At 71.1% G+C, this 25,209-nt stretch carries 21 protein-coding genes; 10 read left to right on the top strand and 11 right to left on the bottom strand.

The features are described 5' to 3' along the window. The first annotated feature begins 500 nt into the window (after positions 1 to 500). Positions 501 to 1,316, top strand: a complete 816-nt coding sequence (locus OF380_RS22860) for an alpha/beta hydrolase (protein WP_264047906.1) — start codon at positions 501 to 503, stop codon at positions 1,314 to 1,316. 226 nt (positions 1,317 to 1,542) lie between these two features. Here OF380_RS22860 and cysE read toward each other — a convergent pair whose 3' ends face one another. The 3 genes from cysE to OF380_RS22845 form a co-directional block, all read right to left on the bottom strand. Next, the gene (gene cysE, locus OF380_RS22855) at positions 1,543 to 2,436 is read right to left on the bottom strand and encodes a serine O-acetyltransferase (RefSeq protein ID WP_264047905.1); all 894 of its coding nucleotides are present in this window, start codon (positions 2,434 to 2,436) and stop codon (positions 1,543 to 1,545) included. A gap of 55 nt (positions 2,437 to 2,491) precedes the next feature. Next, on the bottom strand, positions 2,492 to 2,683 hold the full coding sequence (locus tag OF380_RS22850; RefSeq protein WP_264047904.1) for a hypothetical protein: 192 nt from the start codon (positions 2,681 to 2,683) through the stop codon (positions 2,492 to 2,494). 309 nt (positions 2,684 to 2,992) lie between these two features. Beyond that, complete coding sequence (locus tag OF380_RS22845) at positions 2,993 to 3,256, bottom strand: hypothetical protein (RefSeq protein ID WP_264047902.1); 264 nt, start codon at positions 3,254 to 3,256, stop codon at positions 2,993 to 2,995. Between the two features lie 184 nt (positions 3,257 to 3,440). Here OF380_RS22845 and OF380_RS22840 point away from each other — a divergent pair, with 184 nt between their 5' ends. Beyond that, positions 3,441 to 4,220, top strand: a complete 780-nt coding sequence (locus OF380_RS22840; protein ID WP_404810495.1) for a DUF502 domain-containing protein — start codon at positions 3,441 to 3,443, stop codon at positions 4,218 to 4,220. A gap of 124 nt (positions 4,221 to 4,344) precedes the next feature. Here OF380_RS22840 and OF380_RS22835 read toward each other — a convergent pair whose 3' ends face one another. Further along, positions 4,345 to 4,815, bottom strand: a complete 471-nt coding sequence (locus tag OF380_RS22835) for a hypothetical protein (RefSeq protein WP_264047900.1) — start codon at positions 4,813 to 4,815, stop codon at positions 4,345 to 4,347. Between the two features lie 208 nt (positions 4,816 to 5,023). Then, complete coding sequence (gene recG / locus OF380_RS22830) at positions 5,024 to 7,171, bottom strand: ATP-dependent DNA helicase RecG (protein WP_264047898.1); 2,148 nt, start codon at positions 7,169 to 7,171, stop codon at positions 5,024 to 5,026. A gap of 207 nt (positions 7,172 to 7,378) precedes the next feature. Between recG and OF380_RS22825 the strand changes: the two genes are divergently transcribed. From OF380_RS22825 to mfd, 3 genes are all read left to right on the top strand, one after another. After that, complete coding sequence (locus tag OF380_RS22825; protein WP_264047896.1) at positions 7,379 to 7,672, top strand: FAD assembly factor SdhE; 294 nt, start codon at positions 7,379 to 7,381, stop codon at positions 7,670 to 7,672. 221 nt (positions 7,673 to 7,893) lie between these two features. Further along, positions 7,894 to 8,916 carry a helix-turn-helix domain-containing protein gene (locus OF380_RS22820; RefSeq protein ID WP_264047894.1) on the top strand — a complete coding sequence of 341 codons (1,023 nt, stop codon included), beginning with the start codon at positions 7,894 to 7,896 and terminating at the stop codon, positions 8,914 to 8,916. Between the two features lie 1,099 nt (positions 8,917 to 10,015). Beyond that, positions 10,016 to 13,603, top strand: a complete 3,588-nt coding sequence (gene mfd, locus OF380_RS22815; RefSeq protein ID WP_264047892.1) for a transcription-repair coupling factor — start codon at positions 10,016 to 10,018, stop codon at positions 13,601 to 13,603. Positions 13,604 to 13,689: 86 nt separating this feature from the next. Here mfd and OF380_RS22810 read toward each other — a convergent pair whose 3' ends face one another. Both OF380_RS22810 and OF380_RS22805 read right to left on the bottom strand, forming a co-directional pair. Continuing rightward, complete coding sequence (locus OF380_RS22810) at positions 13,690 to 14,034, bottom strand: hypothetical protein (protein ID WP_264051450.1); 345 nt, start codon at positions 14,032 to 14,034, stop codon at positions 13,690 to 13,692. Between the two features lie 334 nt (positions 14,035 to 14,368). Then, on the bottom strand, positions 14,369 to 15,769 hold the full coding sequence (locus tag OF380_RS22805) for an AMP-binding protein (RefSeq protein ID WP_264047890.1): 1,401 nt from the start codon (positions 15,767 to 15,769) through the stop codon (positions 14,369 to 14,371). A gap of 587 nt (positions 15,770 to 16,356) precedes the next feature. Here OF380_RS22805 and OF380_RS22800 point away from each other — a divergent pair. Further along, a complete protein-coding gene (locus tag OF380_RS22800) occupies positions 16,357 to 17,127 on the top strand; it encodes an invasion associated locus B family protein (protein WP_264047888.1) in 771 nt (256 codons plus the stop codon). A 162-nt stretch (positions 17,128 to 17,289) separates the two neighbouring features. Here the strand turns inward: OF380_RS22800 and hspQ are convergent, their stop codons facing one another. Continuing rightward, a complete protein-coding gene (gene hspQ / locus OF380_RS22795) occupies positions 17,290 to 17,646 on the bottom strand; it encodes a heat shock protein HspQ (protein ID WP_264047886.1) in 357 nt (118 codons plus the stop codon). A 77-nt stretch (positions 17,647 to 17,723) separates the two neighbouring features. After that, positions 17,724 to 18,776, bottom strand: a complete 1,053-nt coding sequence (locus OF380_RS22790) for an HpcH/HpaI aldolase/citrate lyase family protein (protein ID WP_264047884.1) — start codon at positions 18,774 to 18,776, stop codon at positions 17,724 to 17,726. A gap of 203 nt (positions 18,777 to 18,979) precedes the next feature. On the opposite strand from OF380_RS22790, the gene OF380_RS22785 reads away from it, so the two are divergent. Then, positions 18,980 to 20,251, top strand: a complete 1,272-nt coding sequence (locus tag OF380_RS22785) for a patatin-like phospholipase family protein (protein WP_264047881.1) — start codon at positions 18,980 to 18,982, stop codon at positions 20,249 to 20,251. Between the two features lie 4 nt (positions 20,252 to 20,255). Here OF380_RS22785 and OF380_RS22780 read toward each other — a convergent pair whose 3' ends face one another. Next, positions 20,256 to 21,467 carry an FAD-dependent monooxygenase gene (locus OF380_RS22780; RefSeq protein ID WP_264047878.1) on the bottom strand — a complete coding sequence of 404 codons (1,212 nt, stop codon included), beginning with the start codon at positions 21,465 to 21,467 and terminating at the stop codon, positions 20,256 to 20,258. Between the two features lie 174 nt (positions 21,468 to 21,641). On the opposite strand from OF380_RS22780, the gene OF380_RS22775 reads away from it, so the two are divergent. Continuing rightward, a complete protein-coding gene (locus OF380_RS22775) occupies positions 21,642 to 23,033 on the top strand; it encodes a GntP family permease (RefSeq protein ID WP_264047876.1) in 1,392 nt (463 codons plus the stop codon). Here the strand turns inward: OF380_RS22775 and OF380_RS22770 are convergent. Further along, on the bottom strand, positions 23,012 to 23,239 hold the full coding sequence (locus OF380_RS22770) for a hypothetical protein (RefSeq protein ID WP_264047874.1): 228 nt from the start codon (positions 23,237 to 23,239) through the stop codon (positions 23,012 to 23,014). The genes OF380_RS22775 and OF380_RS22770 overlap by 22 nt on opposite strands. Positions 23,240 to 23,565: 326 nt before the next feature. Here OF380_RS22770 and OF380_RS22765 point away from each other — a divergent pair, with 326 nt between their 5' ends. Together OF380_RS22765 and pncA are read left to right on the top strand one after the other, a co-directional pair. Further along, on the top strand, positions 23,566 to 24,540 hold the full coding sequence (locus OF380_RS22765; RefSeq protein WP_264047872.1) for a quinone oxidoreductase family protein: 975 nt from the start codon (positions 23,566 to 23,568) through the stop codon (positions 24,538 to 24,540). Further along, positions 24,537 to 25,175 (top strand): bifunctional nicotinamidase/pyrazinamidase, encoded by a 639-nt coding sequence (pncA, locus tag OF380_RS22760; protein WP_264047870.1) that lies wholly within the window; start codon positions 24,537 to 24,539, stop codon positions 25,173 to 25,175. Before OF380_RS22765 ends, pncA begins: the two co-directional genes overlap by 4 nt. Positions 25,176 to 25,209: the final 34 nt, after the last annotated feature.

Below are 25,209 nucleotides of genomic sequence, written 5' to 3'. Positions count from 1 at the left end.
GCGCGCGATGCTATTGTCTGGAACTGTTCTTGCGTTTGTCTGGACTTCCGCCGCCCATTGATCGAGCGTTGCTGCGAAATCAGGCTATTTCTAACCCTTGTCAAAGAGGGCGGTCAACGGAATGATGTTCCATAATTTGTCGTGCGGAGAGCAGGGTCGACCTGTCTTTCCCCGTTTGTCTTGTCTTCCCCGCGCCGAACCGACATTCGGAGATCGATCCCACCGGGTGCGCGGCCGCCGGCGCGAGAGACCGTCCGGGCGATCCGTTCGCGGGGTGGACATCTGAGGCTCGGGACCGGCAGGAGCGTCCGGGTCGGGTGGATATGGGACGGTCTTCTTCTGAGCCCGAAACGAATGGGCAGACGCCGCGGTCGCCCCCACCTGCGACCAAACCTGGGCTCTCGAACCGTTTGCCTGCCGGTGGTTCGGCTCGCCTCCACATCCTATGGTAGCGCGCGAGTGCCTGAAGATCGGCGAGATGCGGAAACCGGGTGGCCCCTATGACGCTGCGTAAATCTTTGCTCTCGCTCGCCGCTGTCGGCCTGCTCGGTACCCCGGCCATCGCTCAGAGCGGACCGGCGGAGCAGGCCCATGTTGCGGGAGAGCGGGTGGTGGATCTGCCGCTCGGGGACGGTCTGGACCAGCGCGTCCTCTACGACGCACCGCCTCACCCCCGGGCGACGCTCGTCATGCTGCCGGGTGGCTCTGGCGACATCGGCGTTCGGCGCGACGGCGACCTGCGCCACCAGGACAACTTCGTCGTCCGCACGCGGGCGGACTGGGTGGCAAGAGGCTACGCCGTGCTGATCCCCGACGCCGTCGATCAGGCGAACCTGCGGGGTCTGCGAAGCTCCCCGGTCTACGGTCGGCTGGTCGACGGTCTGGCGGCCTACGCCCGGGACCAAGCCCCTGCGCCCGTTTTCCTGGTCGGCACCAGCCAGGGGACGATCGCGGCGATGAACGGGGCCGCCCACGCCCGGCCGGGTCTCATTGCGGGCCTTGTGTTGACCGAGTCCGTGTCCGTGCCCGGACGACGGAGCACCGAGACGGTCTTCGAGGCTGATCCGGAAGGCGTGCGCGTTCCGGTACTGGTCGTAGCCAACCGCGACGACGCATGCGACGTGGCCCCGCCCGAGATGGCTCCTCGCATTGCTGCGGCCATGACGCACTCGCCGAGCGTTCGCGTCCTGACAGTTGGCGGCGGATTGCAGCGTTCGGACAGGGCCTGCGGTTCGCTCTCGCCCCACGGCTACTACGGCATTGAGCAGGATGTGGTCGGCGGAATCACCGGGTGGCTCCGAACGCACGGCGGCTGATCGCAACGGTCCCTGAAAGGTCGCCGGGCAGTTGCGCGCGTCCTGGCTACCGCCGCATGAGCCGGTCCGGTGCGTGGTGAACGTGACGACAACAGGCCGTCGCGCAACAAGCGACGAAGATCGCAACGCATTTGGACGACGGCGTCCGAGAAGCCGCACTGACTGAGCGTTCAGGTCGGGTCGGAACCCCACCCAAGGCTCAGGTCCCCTCCGCCCGATTTGACCCCTAGATTCCGTCGCCGAAGAACTGGTCCATGCTCTGGGCCGGGTTCTCGGCGGGTGGGATGCGCGAGACGACGCGGGCGGGGACGCCCGCCACCGTGGTGTGGGCGGGCACGTCGTGCAGGACGACCGCCGCGGCGGCGACCTTGGCGCCCTCGCCGACCCGGATGTTGCCGAGCACCTTGGCGCCGACGCTGAGCAGCACGCCGCGCTCGATCTTCGGATGGCGGTCGCCGCTCTCCTTGCCGTTGCCCCCGAGGGTGACGGATTGCAGGATCGAGACGTCGTCGGCCACCACCGTGGTCTCGCCGATGACGACCCCGGTGGCGTGGTCGATGAAGACGCCGGAGCCGATCCGCGCGGCGGGGTGGATGTCGGCCCCGAACACCTCGGAGATCCGGCTCTGGATGTGGAGCGCCAGGGTGGCGCGGCCCTGGTGCCAGAGCCAGTGGCCCACCCGGTAGCCCTCCAGGGCGGCGAGCCCCTTGTAGAACAGGAAGGGGTCGAGGTAGCGCCGGCAGGTGGGGTCGCGCTCGCGGATCGCCACGAGGTCGCGCACGGCGTGGTCGCCCGCATGCGGGTCGGCCTGGAAGGCGGAGAGGCAGAGGTCGCGGGTGGAGAGCCGCGCGAGGTCGCCGTCGCCGAGGCGATGGGCGAGCCGGTAGGCGAAGGCGTGGACGAGGCTCGGCTGGTCGAGCACCGTCGCCTGGATGATCCCGGCATAGAGCGGCTCCTCGATCAGCGCGGCCTCTGCCTCCGCGCGCAGGGCCCGCCAGACATCGGCTTCCGCATTGGTGTGGCTCACGCTGCGCAGGGGCGGGCGCAGGATGTTGCCGGGCAGCGTGCCGCGGGAGGTTTCGCGGGACGCATCGCGAGAAGCTTGGGCACCGGCGGTCATGACGTGTGGTCTCCCCGGGCCGGCGCGCGCCGTCGTCGAAGGGCGGGAGCCGGGCTCAGCCGACGCGCTGGAACACGTCCGCGATGTAGCCGACGAGCAGGCGGTGCCCGTCGAACTGGACATTCACCACCTGCGACCCGCCGTCGGCGGGCAGCACGTGGACGACGCGGCCCGTGGCATGGCGCCAGATCCCCAGGACCTCGGCGACATCCAGTCTCGCGAACACGACCTGATCCCCAAGCGCCATGGTTCATCCCTTCGAACGCCGTCCGGGCGCGCGCCTCCACCGGCCCTCACCGGGCGCCCGGCCCCGGACGGGGATCGGGACGGCTGGCAAGACCCGTGACTGGCAAGACCCGTGATCGGTACGCCGCGACGACGTGATCGCGTCGAATATCGTCCCGTATTTTTCGGGTTTCTGCTGTCGCGGGTCAAGAACAGCGTTTTTCGAATTCCGGTGAAAGGCGACAATAGCCTTCCCCGGGATCGGGCGCCGGAAGCAGACTTGTCTTCGATCCAGGCCCGCGTCCTTGACGGAGGCGGAAGGCCCCGGCGCTCATTCCCGCTCGGGCCGCGCCTCCCAGATCGCGGCTTCCACGAAGGGCCGCTTCAGCTGGGGGCCGGCGCCGCTGCGCTGGATGAAGTCGTTGGCCCCCGGATGGCGCCGGATCGCCCGGGCGAGGTTGAGGCGGTAGCCCGCCTCGAACACGAAGGGGGGCGCCATCGGGTCGGCCATGTAGGCGTCGACGGCCGCCTTCACGGCGGCCTCGGTGATGAGGCCCAGGTCGCACAGGGCGCGGATCGTCAGCTTCTCGGTCATGCCCCTGAATAGGCCCGCGCGGGCCCGGTCCGCAACGCGGGCGCGACGCGGGCCGGCCTTGAGCCGCGACGGCGCAGGGGCTACCTCTAGGGGAGGGGTCAAGCTTGCCCGGGCAACGGGCCTCCGCCGCGTCCACGGCGGACGGCCTTCCGAGATGCCGTTCCCCCCGGCTGAAAGTGCATCCGTGGCGCCCACCCTTCCCCCGTCCCTGCCCCAATCCCTTCCCCCCGCCGAACCCGAGGCCGGGCCCCGCCCCCGGGTGAGCGCGCGGGGGCGCCTGCGCACCTACTTCCTCACCGGCATCATCGTGTCGGGGCCGCTCGCCATCACGATCTACCTGACCTGGTGGTTCATCAGCCTCATCGACGGCTGGGTGAAGCCCCTGGTGCCGGCGAGCTACCTGCCCGACCATTACCTGCCGTTCTCGATTCCCGGCCTCGGCCTCGTCATCGCCTTCGTGGCGGTGACGCTGCTCGGCTTCCTCACCGCCAACCTCGTCGGGCGCAGCGTCGTCGAGTTCGGCGAGGTGCTGCTCGCCCGCACCCCGGTGATCTCGGGGCTCTACAAGGGCCTGCGCCAGATCTTCGAGACGCTGTTCTCGGCCAACGGCACCTCGTTCCGCACGGTCGGCCTCGTGGAATTCCCCGTGAAGGGCACCTGGTCGGTGGTGTTCCTCTCCGCCCCCGCCGCCCCGGACGTGCAGAACGCCCTGGCCCCGGGGGGCGACCATGTCGGGGTGTTCCTGCCCTGCGCGCCCAACCCCACCACCGGGTTCTTCTTCTACCTGCCGCGCGCGGACATCGTGGAGATCGCCATGAGCGTCGACGACGCGGCGAAACTCGTGATGTCGGCCGGCGTGATCCAGCCGGACGATCCGCAGGCCCGGGAGTCGCAGGCCAAGTTCCACGCCATGGCGTCCACCCTGCGGGCGGCCCACGGCGCGCCGCCGAAGGTCGACGCCTGAACCGCGCCCCGGCTTCCCGTGGTCGAAACCCGAGGCTTGGTGGCGTCTGCAACCGACCCGGTTTCCTCGCTCGCGGCATCCGATGCCGCACCCGGGAGCGGTCGCTCGTTGCTCCGGATGTTGGTTACAAGGCAGGGCGCGGATCGACGTACTGCTTCAACACGGCAAGGTTGGCGAGGGGAGCAGGCCACAGCACGATCCGGTAGTGATCGTCCCCGTCCAGTCGGTCCTCGCTCAACGTCCCCAACCCGCCATGACAGGTCCGCACCCGGTACGTGCCCGGCGAGACCACCAGGACGTCGAGCGATCCTCCGGTGCATTCGTGGATTTCAAGCCTGCCTGACGGCAGGTCGAGGCTGGCCTCGGTGACGTGATCCCAAGCGTCGAGGTCGAGGTCCGGCGGTTCGTCCGTGATCTCGACCTCGACCGGCACGTCCATGTTACGCTCGGGCTGAACGACGACCACGAACGGACCCGTCTTGATGCGGCGGACCAGATCCGCCTCGGCGTAATCTGTCGGCACATCCGGACTTGCCCCGTGATCCCACAGGTAGAACTGATGATAGTCGGCAAAGATGCTGTAGCGCCTGATCATGCTGCTCATATCCTCTCGGATCAGGAGAAGGCTGGCGCGTATGGCTGGCATAAGGCGACCGGCACCAGCCTGATCCTGAATCTTGCCGTCCAGAATGACTCGGTCCTCGCGGGTCTGTCCGTTTCGATGCAATGGCCGGCCGGAAGCAGACTGCTTTACCCTCCTTCTCGGACGTTCGGTGCAGCGAACCAAACGTCGGATCGTCCCATCAGCCTGCCCCGAGCAGCCGGATCGCGGCCTCGCGCTCGAACAGGTAGAGCAGCACCCGCAGGGCCTGGCCGCGCGCGCTCCTGAGACCCGGGTCGCGCTGGACCACGAGCTGCGCGTCGTCGCGCGCCACCTGCAGGAGTTCCGCGTCGCTTTCCAGGCTGGCGAGGCGGAAGGCGGCGAGGCCCGATTGCCGGGTGCCCAGCACCTCGCCCTCGCCGCGCAGGCGCAGATCCTCCTCGGCGATGCGAAAGCCGTCCTCGGTCTCGCGCATCATCTCGAGGCGGGCCCGCGAGACCTGGCCGAGGGGGCCGCGATAGAGCAGCAGGCAGGTGGAGGCGCGCGAACCGCGCCCGACCCGGCCGCGCAGCTGGTGGAGCTGGGCCAGCCCGAAGCGCTCGGCGTGCTCGATGACCATGATGGTGGCCTCCGGCACGTCGACGCCGACCTCCACCACCGTGGTGGAGACGAGGATCTTCGTCTCGCCCCGCTGGAAGCGCTCCATCGCGGCGTCCTTGTCGGGCCCCGGCATCTTGCCGTGGATCAGCCCGACCGCGTCGCCGAAGCTGTGGCGGAGATCCCCGAAGCGCTCCTCGGCGGCGGCCAGGTCCACGAACTCGGATTCCGCCACCAGGGGGCAGATCCAGTAGACCCGGTCGCCGGCGGCGAGCGCGCGCCCCAGCCCCGCCACCACCTCGTCGAGGCGGTCGGTGGAGACGAGGCGGGTGGCGATGGGCTGGCGCCCGGCCGGCTTCTCGTCGAGCACCGAGACGTCCATGTCGCCAAAGCAGGTCAGCGCCAGGGTGCGGGGGATCGGGGTCGCCGTCATCACCAGGATGTCGACGGCGGCCCCCTTGGCCCCGAGCGCAAGGCGCTGGTGCACGCCGAAGCGGTGCTGCTCGTCCACCACCGCCACGCCGAGATCGGCGAAGGCCACGCTGTCCTGGAACAGCGCGTGGGTGCCGACCACGATGTCGATCTCGCCCGAGGCCAGGGCCGCCAGGGTGGCGCGGCGCTCGGAGGCCTTGTCGCGCCCGGTGAGGAGGCGCAGGCGCAAGGGCTCGGCCAGGGGCGCGAGGCGCTCGAAATGCTGGCGGGCCAGGATCTCGGTGGGGGCCATCAGGGCGGCCTGGCGCCCGACCTCCACGGCCGAGGCCATGGCGAGGAGCGCCACCGCGGTCTTGCCGGAGCCGACATCGCCCTGGAGCAGGCGCAGCATGCGCCGGTCGGAGGCGAGATCGGCGCGGATCTCCGCCACGGCGCGATCCTGCGCCCCCGTCAGCCCGAAGGGCAGGGCGGCCCGGATGCGCCCGCTCAAGGCGCCGTCCCCGGCATTGGCCCGGCCCGGCGCCCGCCGGTTGCGGGCCCGCATCAGGGCGAGCGCCAGCTGCGAGGCGAGGAGTTCGTCATAGGCCAGCCGCCGCCGGGCCGGCGTGCGCGGCGGGGCGGTGGCGCCCTCCGGCACGGGGGGCGGCGCGTGCTCGGGCCGGTGCTCGGCCCTGAGCGCATCGGCGAAGGCGGGCAGGCCCTCGCGGGCGATCCAGGCCGGGTCCTGCCACTCGGGCAGCACCGGCAGGCGCTCCAGGGCGGCATGGGCCAGCTTCGAGATCGCCCGCGAGGTCAGCCCCTCGGTGGCCCCGTAGATGGGCTCGACGCTGGGCTGCGCGGCCAGCCCCGCCTCGTCCACGATCCGGGCGGGGTGCACCATCTGGCGGTGGCCGTCCCAGAGGTCGATGCGCCCGGTGATGTAGCGGTGGCTCCCCAGCGGCAGCATCTTCTCGACGCGCGCCTGGGGCATGCCGAAGAACACCAGGGTGATGTCGCCGGTGGGATCCTCCACCAGGACCCGGAACGGCCGGCGCCCCGCCCCGGGCTGCGGGGCCCGGTAGCCCGTCACGGTGACGCCGAGGGTCACGGGCTCGCCGGGGGGCGCCTCCGCGATGGAGCCCATCATCCGGCGGGCGACGCCCCCCTGGGGCAGGTGGAACAGGAGGTCGACGATCCGGGCCGGCTGCTCGGGGGTGCCGAGCAGCCGCTCGATCATCGGCGCCATCTTCGGGCCGATGCCGGGCAATCCGCGCGCGGGCGCGAACAGGGCATCGAGGATGCTCGGGCGGAGGGGCGGCTGGCGCGGTGCGGCGTCGGTCATGCGGCTCGGTGGCGGGGACGATGCGGGAAGACCCCGGAGACCGGGATCCCGCTTTAACGCGCGATCGGGATGGTGGCACGGACCGGTCTGTCTATATACGTCCGTGAAGGCCCGGTCCCGTCACGGATGCCGCATCGGGGCAGGGCCTGGGATGCGGTGATCCAAGGATCACAGCATCCCGGGATCCCCGCATCACAGGCTGACCGCATGTCCGGCACCACCCGCACCAGCGCCGACCTCGATCCGCGCCGCCGCCGCACCCTCTTTCGCGCCTGGCACCGCGGCATCCGCGAGATGGACCTCATCATGGGCCGCTTCGCGGATGCCGAGATCGGCACCCTCACGGAGGAGGAGCTCACGGTCTTCGAGGCCCTGATCGAGGTACCCGACCGCGACCTGTTCCGCTGGCTCACCGGCGAGGACGAGACGCCCGAGAACTACGACACGCCGGTCTATCGCCGCCTCAAGGCGTTCCACAAGCACGACGCGCCGATCCATTAGCCTCACGCTCGGCCTCTCCGAGACGGGCCGCGTGCGGGGTCGACCCGGGCAGCCACCGTGTTCGCGGTGGTTCCGCCCACACCCGGGCGATCAACTTATCGTGCCGCGGTCGCGTTGCGGTGCAGGGATGGGCTTGCGCGGCGGTCATCGGCTTGCCCCGCCAAGGTTCGCATGCCTAACCTCCGAGACCGAACGGGTCGGATGGCGAAGGATGCGGCCCGTTGAGTGCGGACGACACGACGCTCGAGGCGGGCCTGCCGCACTTCTTCCTGACGACGTCGGGCTTGCCCCGCGGGGAGGCCTTCGAGCGATGGCGCACCCTGCTGGCGCCGATGTACGCGGTCAGTCCGATCACGCCCTCCGCCCCGCTGCCGTTCGGCACCAACGTCGCCTACCAGATCGGCGACCTCGTCACCCACCGCACGCTGCTCTCGACCCAGCGGCTCCAGCGAGACCGCCGACGCGTCGAGGCCGGTCCCGACCACTACATGGTCCAACTCTACCGATCCGGCAGCTTCCAGGGCTCGGTCGCCGGCAAGCCGCTCTCGGCCTCGCGGGGCACCGTGACCCTCATCGGCCGCCGCCACCTGCTCGATGGCCTGCTCGACCAAGCCGACGCGATCGGCATCGCCGTACCCTGCACCCGCCTTCACGGGCTACCGCTCGAGGCGCATGACCTGCGCTTCGATGCGGCCCGCAACCGGCTCCTGGCGGCGCGCATTTCGGACATCTACCGCCGGTTGCCGACCACGCGCGCCGACGAGGCCCCGGCGCTCGCCGACGAGTTCGTCGCCTTCCTCCACCGCCTGCTCGATGCCTCGCAGGCCCCGGACGTGCTGGACGGCCGCGAACTCGACGGCGGCCTGATGGCGCTGGCCCGGATGATCGTGCAGGCGAACCTGTCGCGGCCCGATCTGTCGCCCGAGCTCATCGCCGGGCAGATGCTGGTCTCGCGGTCCACCCTCTACCGGCTGTTCGAGCCGGAGGGGGGCGTGATGCACTTCGTGCAAGGCGAGCGCCTGAGGGCGGTCCGCGACGCCCTCGCGGATCCCATGGAGCGGCGCACCATCGGCCGGTTGGCCGAGGTCTTCGGCTTCAGCAGCATCTCGCAGCTCAGCCGCAGCTTCCGCGGTCACTACGGCGCCCCTCCCCAGGCCTGGCGTGGCCAGCGCCGGGTGGCCCAGCGGATCGACGGTCGCGGGACGGTGCAGCACGTCTGGACGTGGCTGCGCGAGACCCGATGACCCGACCATCCCGCATCCGGGCGATGCCGCCGAACGACGTGGACGGGCGCCGAGCCGGCCGCGCGAACGCCCGTCGAGCCTGCGAAAGATCTTGACAATATTCCTATGTCGTGCCTATATCCCCCCACCTGCCGCCCGGAACGAATCGGGAGCCTGACCGGAGACCGACCGGGCGGGCTGAAGGGCGGCGGGGCGGTGCCCGCGTCGGTGGCTTCGGTCGCTGCCGCCCCGGGCGACGGCTCGTCACGACCGTAGGCTCGGGACAGGGCGGCGCGCCGGGGGAGGAAATGCCCCCGCCGACCGACCCGTCACTGGGACAGCGGAGGATAGCTGCGGCGCCGCCCATGACGAGGCGGCGTGCGACGAAGGCTCGCTCGGAAGCGTGCGGGGTAGCCATCACCCGCCGAACTTAGCGCCAGCACGAGCCCCGTCGGAGACACCGCGACGCGAACGGCCCCGGCGGCGACGCCGGAGCCCGGGACGCCGGGGAACCGGCAACATCATAAAGCGCAACACTGGGTTCCGCGGCGTCCCGCGTCCCCGTCCGGCGCGTTCTTGGGCCATGCCCCCGGCGCGGAACCGCGCGGGGGCGAACTTGGGCCATGCCCCCGGCGCGGAACCGCGCGGGGGTGAACTTGGGCCATGCCCCCGGCGCGGAACCGCGCGGGGGTGAACTTGGGCCATGCCCCCGGCGCGGAACCGCGCGCGGGGGTGAAGCCGCGTGGGGATGTGCGGGTTCAACCCTCCTCCCTCTGCGGGAGAGGGGACACGCGGGCGGCATCCACGATGCGGGGACGGACGCGCCTGGAAAGAGGAAGGGACGGGGTCACGCGGACCCACACCACCGCCGCGCTGGATCCACGCGGTGGGCTGCATTAACGCCGGTACGCCGCCGCCCGGGTCTGGTAAGGACCGGGCTCAGGGATACATACGGTCTCGTCCCCGCGCGCTTCCGTTCCCCCGGTCCGCGCCCCAGGGAACGGAGAACGTCCTTTCGCGGCGGCCGAGGCGGTCCTTCAGAGGCAGGATGGCGGACGGACCGGCCGGTTTCGACCAGCAGGGTCCGCCCGGCACAGCACGAGTTCAAAACCCCGATCCGATGGCAAAACCTCAGCCCAAAGCTCCCGCGCCGAAGCCCCAGACGGCGCGCTTCGCCCTGCCGAAATCCGGGCCGCTCGCCCGGGCCCTCGACGCCCTGAAGCGCGGCGACAGCCCGACGCTCGCCAACGTGCCGGAGGGATTCGACGCGGTGGTGGTGGCGGACCTCGCCCGGGCGCTGAGCCGCGACTTCGAGGGGCCGGCGGTGCTCGTGCACGTGGCCCGCGATTCCGGACGCTCGGCCGCCTTCGTCAACGCCCTGAAGTTCGTCGCCCCCGAGATCGAGGCGATGAGCGTGCCGGCCTGGGATTGCCAGCCCTACGACCGGGTCTCGCCGAACGGGGCGATCGCGGCCCAGCGCATGACGGCCCTGTCGCGGCTCTCGCGCTCGCGCTCCTCGGAGGAGCAGCCCCGCATCCTCTGCACCACCGTCAACGCCCTGATCCAACGCGTCCCCCCGCGGGAAAAAATCGCCGTGGAGACGTTCTCGGCCGCCATCGGCAACGTGGTGCCGATGGATACGGTGACGGCCTGGGTCGAGGCCAACGGCTTCCTGCGCACCGGGACGGTGCGGGATACGGGCGAGTACGCCGTCCGCGGCGGCATCCTCGATTTGTCGCCGCCGGGCCTGCCGAACCCGATCCGCCTCGACTTCTTCGGCGACACCCTCGAGTCGATCCGCGCCTTCGACCCCGAGACCCAGCGCACCATCGGGCAGCTGCGCTCGCTGGACCTCGTGCCGATGAGCGAGGTGCAGCTCACCACCGAGACGATCCGGCGCTTCCGCCAGGGCTATCTCTCGACCTTCGGCGCGGCCAACCGCGACGACCGGCTCTACGAGACCATCAGCGAGGGCCGGCGCTATGCCGGCCTCGAGCACTGGATGCCGCTGTTCTACGACCACCTCGACACCCTGTTCGACTATGTCGGCGGCGTGCCGATGATCTTCGACGCGCAGGTGGACGAGGCGGCGGGCGAGCGCCTGACCCTGATCCGCGACTATTACGACGCCCGCGCCGAGGCGATGAAGGCGCCGTCCCCCGGGGTCGCGCCCTACAAGCCGCTCAAGCCCTCCGCCCTCTACCTGACCCCGAACGAGTGGCGCGACCGGGTGGCGGCGGCCTCCGTCGCCCGGCTCTCGCCCTTCGCGATTCCGGAGAGCCCGGAGCGGGCCACCATCGATTGCGAGGGCCGCCAGGGCCGCAGCTTCGCCGCCGAGCGCGCGAACGAGGCCGCCAGCGTCTTCGACGCGGCCGTGGCCCACGTGAAGGAGCTTCAGGCCAGCGGCCATCACGTGATCCTCGGCTCCTGGTCGGACGGCTCGCGCGACCGGCTCTGCTCCGTGCTCGGCGACCACGGCCTGAAGAAGCCCGTCGCCATCAACACCCTCACGGCGGTGAACGCGCTCAAGCGCGGCACCGACGTGGCGGTGGCGGTCTGGGGCCTCGAATCCGGCTTCACCGTCGACCGGCTCGCGGTGATCTCCGAGGGCGACATCCTCGGCGACCGGCTGGTGCGCCAGAAGCGCAAGGCCAAGCGCCCGCAGGACATCATCCTGGAGGTCCAGGCGCTCCAGCCCGGCGACCTCGTGGTCCATGCCGACCACGGCATCGGCCGGTTCATCGGCCTGAAGACGATCACGGCCGCGGGCGCGCCGCACGATTGCCTGGAGATCCAGTATGCCGGCGGCCTGCTGCTGCTGCCGGTGGAGAACATCGAGCTCCTGACGCGCTACGGCTCGGAGGATGCGGAGGTGGCCCTCGACCGCCTCGGCGGCGGCGCCTGGCAGGCCCGCAAGGCCAAGATGAAGAAGCGCATCCTGGAGATGGCCGGCCAGCTCATCCGGGTCGCGGCCGAGCGCTTCGTGCGCCAGGCGCCCCGCCTGCACGCGCCGGAGGGGCTCTACGACGAGTTCGCGGCGCGCTTCGCCTTCAACGAGACCGAGGACCAGGCCAACGCCATCGACGCGGTGCTGACCGACCTCAACGCCGGCCGGCCGATGGACCGCCTCGTCTGCGGCGATGTCGGCTTCGGCAAGACCGAGGTGGCGTTGCGCGCCGCCTTCGCGGGGGCGCTCGGCGGCAAGCAGGTGGCGGTGGTGGTGCCCACCACCCTCCTGGCGCGCCAGCATTTCCGGACCTTCGCGGAGCGCTTCAAGGGATTGCCCGTGCAGGTGGCGCAGCTCTCGCGCTTCGTGCCGGCCGCCGAGATGAAGCAGAACCGGGCGGGCATCGCCGCCGGCACCGTCGACATCGTCGTCGGCACCCATGCGCTGCTGGCCAAGAACGTCGCCTTCAAGGATCTCGGCCTCATCATCGTCGACGAGGAGCAGCATTTCGGCGTGGCCCACAAGGAGCGCCTCAAGGCGCTCCAGGCCGACGTGCACGTGCTCACCCTCTCGGCGACGCCGATCCCGCGCACCCTGCAGCTCGCCATGACGGGGGTCCGCGAACTCTCGATCATCGCGACGCCCCCGGTGGACCGCCTGGCCGTGCGCACCTCCGTGACGCCGTTCGATCCGCTCCTCGTCCGCGAGGCCCTGCTGCGCGAGCGCTATCGCGGCGGCCAGTCCTTCTACGTGGTGCCGCGCATCGAGGATCTCGCCGAGGTCAAGCGCTTCCTCGACCAGGAGATGCCCGAGACCACCGTGGCGGTCGCCCACGGCCAGATGGCGGCCGGGCAGCTGGAGGACGTGATGACGGCCTTCTACGAGGGCAAGTACGACGTGCTGCTCTCCACCACCATCGTGGAATCCGGCCTCGACATCCCCACCGCCAACACCCTCATCGTGCACCGGGCCGACATGTTCGGTCTGGCCCAGCTCTACCAGCTGCGCGGCCGCGTCGGGCGCGCCAAGGCCCGGGCCTACGCGCTGTTCACGACCCCGGCCAACCGCACCCTCACGGTCCAGGCGGAGAAGCGCCTGCAGGTTCTGCAGACCCTCGACACCCTGGGCGCCGGCTTCCAGCTGGCCTCCCACGACCTCGACATCCGCGGCGCGGGCAACCTGCTCGGCGACGCCCAGTCCGGCCACATCAAGGAGGTCGGCTACGAACTCTACCAGCAGATGCTGGAGGATGCGGTCACCGCCCTCAAGGCCGGCATCGACGAGCCGGTGGAGGAGGCCTGGTCGCCTACGATCGCGCTGGGCGCGCCGGTCACGATTCCGGAAGACTACGTGGAGGACCTCACCGTCCGCCTCGGGCTCTACCGCCGGCTCTCGACCCTCGAGAACGACGCCGAGATGGAGAGCTTCGGCGCCGAGCTGATCGACCGCTTCGGCCCGCTGCCGCCGGAGGTGGAGCAGCTCCTCAAGATCGTCACCATCAAGATCCTGTGCCGCGACACCAACGTGGAGAAGGTCGAGGCCGGGCCGAAGGGCGTCGTCATCCACTTCCGCGACAAGGCTTTCGCCAACCCGCAGGGTCTGGTGGCCTTCGTCGGCGGTCAGGCCTCCTTCGCTAAGGTCCGGCCCGACATGAGCATCGTGTTCATCCGCGAACTCGATTCCATCCCCGAGCGCCTGAAGATCACGACCTCGATCCTGCGCGAACTCTCGAAGATCGCCCGGGGCAAGAAGGCGGCCTGACCCCACGACGCGAAAAGGGCGCGCCGCCGGCACGCCCTTTTCGCGGGGAACGGAAGTGGTTGGATCCGGCCGCTTCGGCCGGCTCCTCAGAGGTCGGGCTGGTTGAGGACGTAGGGGCCGATCTGGCTCTGGAGATCGATACAGGTGCCGGACCGGCGTCCCATCGCGTCGTCCACCACGATTACCGGAATGCCGGCCTGGCGCATCTGCTCGCGCAGGCGCTCGGAGAGCTGGTCATAGGCCGGATCGCGCCGGGAGGAAGCCTGGAGCAGGATGGCGGCCGGGCGCGCGATGACCGCGAGCACGTCGTGTGCAGCCTCGAGCGAGGCGGTGACGCTGGCATAACCGAGCTCGGCGAGCTCGGCGGCGAGCGAATGATCGACGGCGCGATGGCCATCGTCGACAACGAGAACTTGTTGCAGCGCACCCATGAGCATCAGTGCTAGCCCATCCATCGTCTCTTGGAAAGAGACCCGTGTGACAACACACATGGAGGCGGTTGGTTCGCCGGCCACGTTTCGAGAATGACCTTGCATTCTCTTCGGTGACCCGGGGATGAACCGATTCGGTGCGCCGCATCATGCGGCGATGGTCTTGCGCTCCGGTGCGGCGCAAGGCCCTGTCAGGCACCGACAATCCCCGTCGCCGCAGCGCAGCCCCGTCGCCGCAGCGCAGCCCCGTCGCCGCAGCGCAGCCCCGGAGACGAGGCGGGGGCATCCGGACCGTGCGGTCCGGCCCGGAGGGACGTGACGGGCGCATGACGCCTCAGGCGTGGCGGATCGCCAGGGTGCGGTCGTCCTCGACGCCCGTCACGAAGGACGAGGGCATCCAGTCATCGACCATCTCGGGGATCGTCCCATCGCGCTGCAGCGCACCGGCCTGGCAGGCCCGTCCCCGGAAGGCGAGGCGCCCCTCCGCGTCACGGCGCAGGGCCATGAGGGTCGAGAACAGGTGCCCGCGCTCGGGATGGGTCAGCGCGAGGGCGACGTCGTTGGCCGCCCGGGCACCGGCCAGCAGCGCGGTCTCCTCGAAGGCCACCACATCCACCACCGCGCGGTCCGCCTGCGGGCTCAGCCAGCGCTGGCCGAGGCGCCCCGGTGCGCGATGCGCCAGGGTGAGGGAGGCGAGGCTCGCCGGCAGCCGGCAGGCGGCGAGGTTGCGCTCCAGGGCGGCGGGCGCGACGAGCCGGGTCGGGAGCGGCCGGTCGAGGCTGGCGGCGAAGCTCCGGGCCTCGAAGACCGGCAGGGTCTCGAGCCCGGCGCCGGAGACGAGGGCGGCGCCGAGGCCGGTGACGAGGCCGCGCAGGTCGTCCTGCGGCAGCAGGCTGAGGATCCGGTCGCCGGGCTGCACCCGGGCGGTGACGAGATAGACCGCGATGGCGGCGAGCAGCGCGTCGCTGCCGCGATGGACCGGCCGCGCGGGATCGCCGCCGAGGAAGCTGATCATCCCGCCGGGGCCGTCCGCAAACGCCCCGCCCGCCTGGTCGAGGACCATCGCGTCGAGGTTGATGACCCCATCGGGGACGTCCGGCCCGAAGGCGGCGAGGTAGCGCAGGCCGAAATACCGCACCGCGACCCGGCAGAGGCGCTCGGCGGGCGCGAGGGCGCCGAAGCGGGTCTGCGTGATCACGGCGGGCAGGGCCGCCGCCTGCACCGCCGCGAGCAGGGCCTCTTCGTCGAAGGCGAGGGGCAGCAGGCAGGGGACGTGTCCCGCCGCCTCCACCGCGAGGTAGGCGAGGAAGCTCTCGGAGCTGCCGGCGAGCGCGATGCCGATGCGGCTGGCCGGGGCCAGGCGCCAGCTGCGCAGGCCCTGGGCGAGGCGGGCGACGATCTCGGCGGCCGCCGCATAGGTCCAGCTGATGGCGGGCCGGGCGCTCCAGAGGGGCTTGTGCGCGGGATCGATGAAGGCCAGGCGGTCCGGATGAGCCTGCGCCGTGGCGGCGAGCAGGGTGCAGAGGCGCTGGGCCCGGGGCGGAACCCGGACGCCGTCGGGGCCGGGATCGGCGGAGCCCCGCGTGGGCGGCGCCGGCGGGGCCGGGGAGGGGACTCCGCTGGCGGAACGGATTCCGGTCGCGGCCGGTCCACCGGACATGAGCGCGCCGACCCGGGACAGGGGAATCCCCGCACGGACGGATTCGAGGAGATGGGCTGCTTGCTGCGCCGACACGTGCGCTGACTCCCGCTACAGGCTGTTCGTGAACCCTTAGGGTTAAGCGCGGCTTAAGACCGAGGCCCGTCGACCCCGAGCGAGGGTCGGAGCCCGTGAGGTCCGGCGGACGGCTGCCGACGCGTGAGCAGACCCGGATTCCAGCGAGCTCATCGCGGTTCGGTCTCGGGCACGGGTCTCGGGCCTCAGGGCGCGCCGGCGCGGCCACGCAGCGGTCCCGGCCCCGAGGGTGTCATGTCTTCGCCGCAATCGGGGGGAAAGCAGGCCGCCCTGTCGTTCAGGCGGGACGCGCCGCCCACCGGCGCGGTCCAGGGGTTGCGGTCCAGGGGTTTCCGGGCGGGGCTGAGGGGGCTCCACCGCGCCGGTCGCATCCCGGTCCATTCATGTTCGCGAGGAGCAATCTCGGTCGCAGGGGCACCATTCCGACCCGTCCGGATGCGGTCAATCCGCCAAACTGGGGCCGGAACGCTGCCCCGAGGCCGAAGCGCCCTTGAAGTCCAAACCGTTCGATGCGAATCCGCGCCCCAGCTTCGAGGCGCATTCCGCAAGCCGAATCCGTTACGCCGAATCCTAAGGGGTCAGAGCTGATGTTCTTCGCCAAAAGTCCCGCACGCCCGCTGCGCGCCGCCACGTTCCTTGCCCTCGCGGGGCTTGCAGGAGCAGGGCTTGCTGGACCGGCCTACGCGCAGGCCCCCAAGGGCAAGGCGGCCCCGGCCGCGCCCGCTCCGACGGCTCCGCCCGCCGGCGCCCCGACCAACGCCGCCCAGACCGGCCCGCAGATCGTCAACGTGAAGTCCGATCCCGCCCAGACGGAATGGACCAAGGTCTGCGGCAAGGATCAGGGCAGCGGCACCGACGTCTGCTACACCACCCGCGACTTCGTTTCCGACCAGGGCCAGCCGGTCCTCGCGGTCGCCGTCTACGAGATGAAGAACGCCGCCCAGAAGCAGGAAGCGCGCGTGGTCCGCTTCCTCCTGCCGCTGGGCCTGCTGCTGCAGCCGGGCATCCGCTTCACCGTGGACGGCCAGCAGGGCACGGCGGGCAAGTTCGCGGTCTGCTTCCCCAACGGCTGCTTCGCGGAAGCCGGCGGCGTCGGCCCCGAGCTCGTCAACGCGATGAAGAAGGGCACCGCCCTGAACGTCAGCGTCCAGAACCAGACCCAGCGCGAGGTCACCTTCGCGGTGCCGATCGCCGGCTTCGGCAAGGCCTTCGACGGCCCGGCCATCGACCCGAAGGTGCTCGAGGAGCAGCAGAAGAAGCTCCAGAGCGAGCTGGAGAAGCGCTCCGAGGACATGCGCAAGAAGCTGGAGCAGCAGAACGCCGCCGGCGGCGCCCCGGCCCCCGCGCCCAAGCCCTAAGCGCTCAAGTCCTAAGCGCTCAAGCCCTGAGCGCCCCCGCCGGTCGCCTCGCGCGGCCGGCCCCGCACGACGAAACAAGGCCAGGCATCGCGCCTGGCCTTGTTTCGTCGCGGCTCGGAGAATCCTTGGGAACGTCGTCGAATCGGCCGACCGGAGCCCGAATCAGTTCGCGTGGGCCGCCCCGCGCATGCGGTAATGGCCATCGGCACCGCGCTCGAACACCTCGGCGATGCCGGTGTGGCGCAGGGCCTCGCCCGAGGTGTCGGGCAGCAGGTTCTGCTCGGACACGTAGGCGACGTACTCGCTCTCCGCGTTCTCGGCGAGCAGGTGGTAGAAGGGCTGGTCCTTGCGCGGCCGGACCTCCTCGGGGATCGCCAGCCACCATTCCTCGGTGTTGTCGAACACGGGGTCGATGTCGAAGACGATGCCGCGGAACGGGTAGATGCGGTGGCGCACCACGGCGCCGAGGCCGAACTTGGCGGTTCTCATCAGGGGATCGGCGGTGATCGTGTCGGTCATGACCAGCAAAATAAGATGCCCCGCGCCGCTTGTCATCGTCGGCATGTCGCCGACGATGGGACGCGGGGCCGAAAAGCTCAGGCCAGGCCGTAGGTCTTGGCCAGCTCCGGGTCCTTCTCGGCGACGAGTCTGGCGAGATCCACGATGACCTTGGCCTGCTTCCAGGTGGCGTCGTCCTGCATCTTGCCGTCGAGCATCACCGCGCCGGTGCCGTCCGGCATCGCCTCGACGATCCGCACCGCGAAGGCGACCTCCGCCGGGTCGGGCGCGAAGACCCGCTTGGCGATGGCGACCTGGTTCGGGTGCAGGGTCCAGGCTCCGGCGCAGCCCATCAGGAAGGCGTTGCGGAACTGGGCCTCGCAGGCCTCCCCGTCCGAGAAGTCGCCGAAGGGGCCGTAGAAGGCCTTGAGCCCGTTGGCCATGCAGGCATCGACCATTTTCGCGATGGTGTAGTGCCAGAGGTCCTGCTGCGCACTGGCGCGGGCGGCGCCGTCCTGGGTCGGGTCGGCGACGACGCGGTAATCCGGGTGGCCGCCGCCGACGCGGGTGGTCTTCATGCCGCGCGAGGCCGCGAGGTCGGCGGGGCCGAGGCTCATGCCGTGCATGCGGGGCGAGGCGGAGGCGATGGCATCGACGTTGGCGACGCCTTCCGCCGTCTCCAGGATGGCGTGGACGAGGATCGGCTTCTCCACCCCGTGCCGGGCCTCGAGCTGAGCCAGCAGCTGGTCGACGTAGTGGATGTCCCACGGCCCCTCGACCTTGGGCACCATCACCACGTCGAGCTTGGATCCGACCTGGGAGACGATCTCGAACAGGTCGTCCAGGATCCAGGGGGAGTTCAGGGCGTTGATGCGGGTCCAGAGGCCCGTGCCGGTGGCGGCGAAGTCGGTGGCTTGCGCCATCGCCACGAAGCCCTTGCGGGCGGCCTCCTTCTGGTCGACCGGCACCGCGTCCTCGAGGTTGCCGAGCACCACGTCGACGGTGGCGGCGAGCTCCGGCACGCGGGCACGCACCTTCTCATTGTGGGGCGGCACGAAGTGGATCATGCGCTCGAGCTTGACGGGAAGCTCGCGGAAGGGGGCCGGCGCGCCGGTGGCGAGCGGCTGGAAGAAGCGGCGTGGCAGTTTCATGGGCGTCTCAGGCTCCGGTTCTTCTGTCGTATCGGGGTCCCGCCCCAGCGGTTAGTTCAAGGTCCGCCCCCGCGTAAAGGTGTGCGGACGCACGCAGAACGTTTGCCATGCAACCGGATCGGAGGACCTACCCGGAACGCGCGTCGCCCCCTCACGTTCTCACGATGAGGGGGGCACCTCACCCAACACGAAGGACGGACCCCATGTCCGGATCATCGATCAGGCGCAGCGGCTTCCGGTCCCGGGCGCTGCTCTGCACGGCCGTGATCGCCCTGAGCCTTCCGCAGACGGTCCTGGCCGCCGAGCGGAACAGGGCGAGCGAGTCCCGCCAGACCGAGCGCGTGGCCTTCACCGCCGCCGAGGCGATCACAGCGCGGCCCGAGGGTTTGAGCCCCGCCGTCCGCATCGCGGGCGATGACGCCGGCGCGTTCCGCACGCTCCTCAACGGTGCCGCCGCCGCCAGCCGGCCCTGGCTCGTCCTTTCGGGCGGCGGCGAGAACGGCGCCTTCGCGGCCGGCCTGCTCAACGGCTGGAGCGAGGCCGGGACCCGGCCCGATTTCGGCGTCATCACGGGCGTCAGCACCGGCGCGATGATCGCGCCCTTCGCGTTCATCGGATCATCCGGCGACGCGATGCTGCGCGAGAACTACACCGAGGTCTCGGCGGCCGACGTGTTCGAGTTCGGCGGCACGAACGAGGCGCTCACCGACACCTGGCCCCTCAAGCGGCGCATCGAGCGGGCCGTCACACCGGCGCTCCTCAAGGCCGTGGCGGCCGAGCACGCCAAGGGCCGCCGCCTCCTCGTGGTGACGACGATCGTGGACGGCGAGCGCCCGGTCCTGTGGGACATGGGGGCCATCGCGCAGGCCGGCGGCCCCAAGGCGCTCGCCCTGTTCCGGTCGGTGATCCTGGCCTCCGCCGCCGTACCCGGCGTATTCCCGCCGGTGATGATCGACGCGGTGGCGGGCAACGGCGCCCAGCCCAAGCGCTTTCAGGAGATGCACGACGACGGCGGCACCACCGCGCCGTACTACCTCGCCCCGGAAGCGATGCTGCTGGCCCGGGACCCGAAGCCCCTGCCGACGCATCGGGTGTACCTCGTGATCAACAACAGCCTGACGCCGGACTTCCAGATGGCGTCGCGCACCACCCTGAGCGTGCTCGGCCGCTCGATGTCGGCGGCGATCAAGGCGCAGACGCGCGCGACCCTGGCGCTGAGCGAGGGCTATGCCCGGCGCACCGGCCTCGACCTGCAGGTCGCGCAGATCGACGGGCGCTTCGGCAAGACCTCCGCGGCGCCCTTCGACCAGGGCTACATGAAGGCCCTGTTCGCCCACGGCGCGGCGCTCGGCCGGGACGGTACCGCCTTCCGGAACGGCCCGGACCCCGCGGAGATCGCCACGGGCTCGGTGGATCACCGGGCCGCGCGCGAGGCGACGGACCCGCCCGCGATCCGGAGCCTCGCCGGACGCTGAGGCGTCAGCGCATCAGGCTCGGGGCGCCCAGGCGGGGCAGTACGCCCTCGCGCATGACGAGGCGGCGCAGCGGGCCGATCGTCGTCATGGCGAGGAGCCCGAGGCCGCGCAGGGCGTCGACCGGCAGGAGGCTGGCGAGCAGGCTTCGGTTGAGGGCGTCCACCGCCGTGGTGCGCAGGCGGGCGTCGAGGCGGCGCCCCCGCGCGAAGCCGGCGAGCGCCGCGCGCGAACCCGGGTCGCGCCCGTCCTCCACCGCCCGCATCACCGCGTCGCGCAGGGCCGCCACGTCCCGCAGGCCGAGGTTCAACCCCTGCGCCCCGATGGGCGGGAAGACGTGGGCAGCCTCACCGACGAGGGCGAGCCGGGCTCCGACGGGGCTGGGCAGGGACAGGCCCCGCATCGGCACGAGGCCGCGCGGGCCGTCGATCCGCATGGCGCCGAGCATGGCCTGCGCCTGATGCTCCACCGCCCGGGCCAGCGCCGCATCGTCGAGGTCGGCCATGCGCCGGGCCGGGCCTTCGCCCATCACCCAGACGAGGCTGGAGCGATGCCCGCCGGGCAGCGGCACCAGGGTGAACGGCCCCTGCCGGGTGTGGAACTCGGTGGAGACGTCGCGGTGGGGCCGCGCATGGGCCAGGATCGTGGTGATCGCAGCCTGCGGGTAGGACCAGGTGCGGGGCACGATGCCGGCGGCCTCGCGCAACCGCGAGCGCGCCCCGTCCGCCCCGACGACGAGGCGCGCCGACAGCGTGCCGCCCTCCGTCAGCGTAAGCGTGGCCTCCGCCTCGCCGGCCGAGAAACCCTCCGCGTCGCTCTCGACCAGGGTGAGGTTCTCGGTCCCGCGCGCCTGCGCCCGCAGTCCCTCCACGAGGCGGGCGCTCTCCACGTTCCAGCCGAAGGCCTCGAGCCCGATCTCGGTGGCGACGAAGCGGGCCGGAGGCGGCCGGAACAGGCTGCCGGTGTCGTCGACGATGTGGAGTTCGGCAAGCGGGCTGGCATGGGGCGCGAGGGCCGGCCAGACTCCCAGCGCGTCGAGGAAGCGCACGGACCCGTCGAGGAGCGCCACCGTGCGCCCGTCCGCCACGGGGGCGTGGCGTCCGACGAGGGCGGTGGCGACGCCGCCCCGCGTCAGGGCGAGGGCGAGGGCAAGGCCCGCCGCGCCGGCACCGACCACGGCGACCGCGAAGGATTCGGATGTGGGAGGAAGTGTCGCCACGGCTTCGCGGTCTCCTGAACGGACTCAAGCGGCGCCTCGGCCCGCCCATAAAAACCTAACGCTTACAGAGGCGTGTCACCGCAGCGGTCAAGGCCGCGATGGTGCCGCAGGGGCGCGGCTTGTACCATCCTGCGCAAGGCCGTGGACATCGGCCACCCGGAGGACGCCATTCCCATGAGCCTGTTCATAGCGCTTCTGGCGCTCGGCTTCCTGATGCTCGTCGCCTATCGCGGCTTTTCCGTCATCCTGTTCGCGCCGGTGGCCGCCCTGCTGGCGGTGCTGCTCACCGATCCTTCGGCGGTGCTGCCGGTCTTCTCCGGCCTGTTCATGGAGAAGATGGTCGGCTTCGTGAAGCTGTACTTCCCGGTGTTCCTGCTCGGCGCGGTGTTCGGCAAGGTCATCGAGATGTCGGGCTTCTCCCGCTCCATCGTGACCGCCGTGATCGAACTGGTGGGCGCCAGGCGCGCCGTCCTCTCCATCGTGCTGGTCTGCAACCTGCTCACCTACGGGGGCGTCTCGCTCTTCGTGGTGGTGTTCGCGGTCTATCCCTTCGCGGCCGAAGCCTTCCGCCTCAGCGACATCCCCAAGCGCCTGATCCCCGGCACCATCGCGCTCGGGGCCTTCTCCTACACGATGGACGCGCTGCCCGGCACGCCGCAGATCCAGAACATCATCCCCACCACCTTCTTCGGCACCAACACCTGGGCCGCCCCCTGGCTCGGGCTGATCGGCGCGGTCTTCATCCTCGTGGTCGGCGTCGCCTATCTCGACGGGCGCATCGCCTCGGCCAAGCGCAAGGGCGAGGGCTACGGCACCGGCCACAGCAACGAGCCGCAGGTGATGGACGAGGCCGCCCGCGCCCACCCGGCCATCGCCCTCCTGCCGCTGATCGTGGTCGGCCTGTCGAACCTCGCCTTCACCGCCGCGATCCCGCGCTTCTACGGGGCCAAGGCGGAGACGGCGCTGGCCGGCCTCGACAAGCCCATCGTCACGACGGTCTCGTCGGTCACCGCGATCTGGGCGGTGGAGCTGGCGCTGCTCGCCGGCATCATCACCGTGCTGGTCTTCGCCTGGCGCCCGGTCTCCCAGGGCTTCGCGGAAGGCAGCCGCGCGGCGGTGGCGGGCTCGCTGCTGGCGGCCATGAACACGGCTTCCGAATACGGCTTCGGCGCGGTCATCGCCGCGCTCCCCGGCTTCCTCGTCATCCGCGACGCCCTCTCGGCGATCCCGAACCCGCTGGTCAACGAGGCCGTCACGGTGACGGCGCTGGCCGGCATCACCGGCTCGGCCTCGGGCGGCATGAGCATCGCGCTGGCGGCCATGTCCTCCACCTTCATCGCGGCGGCGCAGGCGGCCAACATCCCCATGGAGGTGCTGCACCGGGTGGCCAGCATGGCGAGCGGCGGCATGGACACCCTGCCGCACAACGGCGCCGTCATCACCCTGCTGTCGGTCACGGGCCTCACCCACCGGCAGGCCTATGCCGACGTCTTCGCCATCACCCTCCTGAAGACCGCGGCGGTGTTCCTGGTAATCGGGGTCTACTACCTCACCGGCATCGTCTGAGGGGAGGCCTCCTCCGGCTCGACGAGCCGCAGGGTGAGCTGGGTGAAGGGCCGGATGTCCCAGTCCGGCCCGGCATGAAACATCATCACCACGGGGCGGCGGGCCAGGACCCGGAATTCCGGCAGCCCCGCATCCGGACGCAGGATCGTGCCCGGCTGCACGGCGGGGTCGTACCCGGCGGGACGTATCCACACGATCTCGTCCATCCAGCCGATCCGCCCTCGTGGTCGTGTCGTCCCGGCCGGACCGGGTCGGCCGTCTCCCGCGCCCCACGCCTCCGCGGGCCGCGAAGCCGATTAATCTGCGTTAATCACGCGGCCGCCACGGACGCAATCGGATCGCGACCGCAGCCCCGCCGTTCCAGGCCGGTGCGTTGGCGCACATGGCGTGGCGGAGGCGGGATGAGAGCTTGCGCCGTTGCCGGGATGCCGGGACCGTCTATGTCGCTGTCCATCGCGGTCGGTGGCCCCGCGCCGGTCCCGCCGCAGATCAGCCCAAGACCAAACGAAGACCCAGACAGAGGAACGACACGATGCCGAAGGCGATCCAGGTTCACGAGTACGGCGGCCCCGAGGTGATGCGCTACGAGGACGTGACGCTTCCGGCCCCGGGTCCCGGTCAGATCCACGTCCGGCAGACCGCCATCGGTGTCAACTTCATCGACATCTACTTCCGCTCGGGCGCCTACAAGGCGCCGCAGCTGCCCTTCACCCCCGGCAAGGAGGGCGCCGGCGAGGTCGTGGCGGTCGGCGACGGCGTCACGAACTTCCGGGTCGGCGAGCGGGTGGCCTACGGCTCGGCCGCGAGCACCTATGCGGAGGAGGTCGTGATCGAGGCGAGCGCGGCCGTGCACCTCGCCGACGGGGTCGACGACAAGACCGCCGCCGCGATGATGCTCAAGGGCCTCACCGCCGAGTACCTGCTGCACCGGACCTACGCGGTGAAGCCCGGCGACACCATCCTGTTCCACGCCGCCGCCGGCGGCGTCGGCCTCATCGCCTGCCAATGGGCCAAGCACCTCGGCGCCACGGTGATCGGCACCGTCGGGTCCGAGGAGAAGGCGGAGTTGGCCCGCGCCAACGGCTGCGACCACGTCATCCTCTACCGCGACGAGGATTTTGCCGCACGCGTCCGGGAGATCACGAAGGGCAAGGGCGTGCCCGTGGTCTATGACGGGGTCGGCAAGGACACCTTCCCGGCCTCCCTCGACTGCATCAGCCCGCTGGGGATGTTCGTCAGCTTCGGCTCGGCCTCCGGCCCGGTGGACGATTTCAGCTTGGCGCTGCTCGGCCAGAAAGGCTCGCTCTACGCCACCCGCCCCTCGCTCTTCGCCCATGCGAGCAAGCGCGAGACCCTCGACGCCATGGCCGAGAACCTGTTCTCCGTAGTGGCGAGCGGGGCGGTGAAGATCCCGGTCCACAGCACGGCCAAGCTCGCCGACGTGCAGCAGGTCCATCGGGATCTGGCCGCCCGCAAGACCACGGGCGCCACGGTGATGATCCCGTGACGCCGGACGAGCGGGAGATCCTCCTCGTCATCGACGTCCAGGTGGATTTCCTGCCCGGCGGGGCGCTCGCCGTACCCGATGGGGACGCGGTGATCGCCCCGATCAACCGCCTGCTCGGGCGTTTCCCGCACGCGGTGGTGACGCAGGACTGGCATCCGCCGGGCCACGTCTCCTTCGCCACGCGCCATCCCGGCCGGGCGCCCTTCGACACGGTGGCGCTGGACTACGGCCCGCAGGTGCTGTGGCCGGAGCATTGCGTGCAGGGCAGCGCCGGGGCCGCGCTCGCTCCCGGGCTCGCGGCGGAGCGCGCCGAACTGGTGATCCGCAAGGGCCATCACCGGCACGTCGACAGCTACTCGGCCTTCCTGGAGGCCGACCGGCGCACACCGACCGGGCTGGCCGGCTACCTGAGGGAGCGCGGCTTCACCCGCGTGGTGCTGTGCGGCCTCGCCACCGATTACTGCGTCGCCTGGAGCGCCCTGGACGCCCGGGCGGCCGGGTTCGAGGCCGTGGTGGTCGAGGATGCCGTGCGGGGGATCGACCGCGACGGCTCGGTGGCGCGGGCCTGGGCCGAGATGGCGGCGGCCGGGGTCGGGCGGGTCGTGAGCGGAGCGATCGGGGGCGGGAGCGGGTAGGACGCGAGACCGATTGGCCCCAAATCCTCCCAGC

It is taken from the genome of Methylobacterium sp. FF17 (assembly GCF_025813715.1).
Classification (GTDB): Bacteria; Pseudomonadota; Alphaproteobacteria; order Rhizobiales; family Beijerinckiaceae; genus Methylobacterium; species Methylobacterium flocculans.
This window is presented reverse-complemented; position numbering and strand designations above follow the sequence as displayed.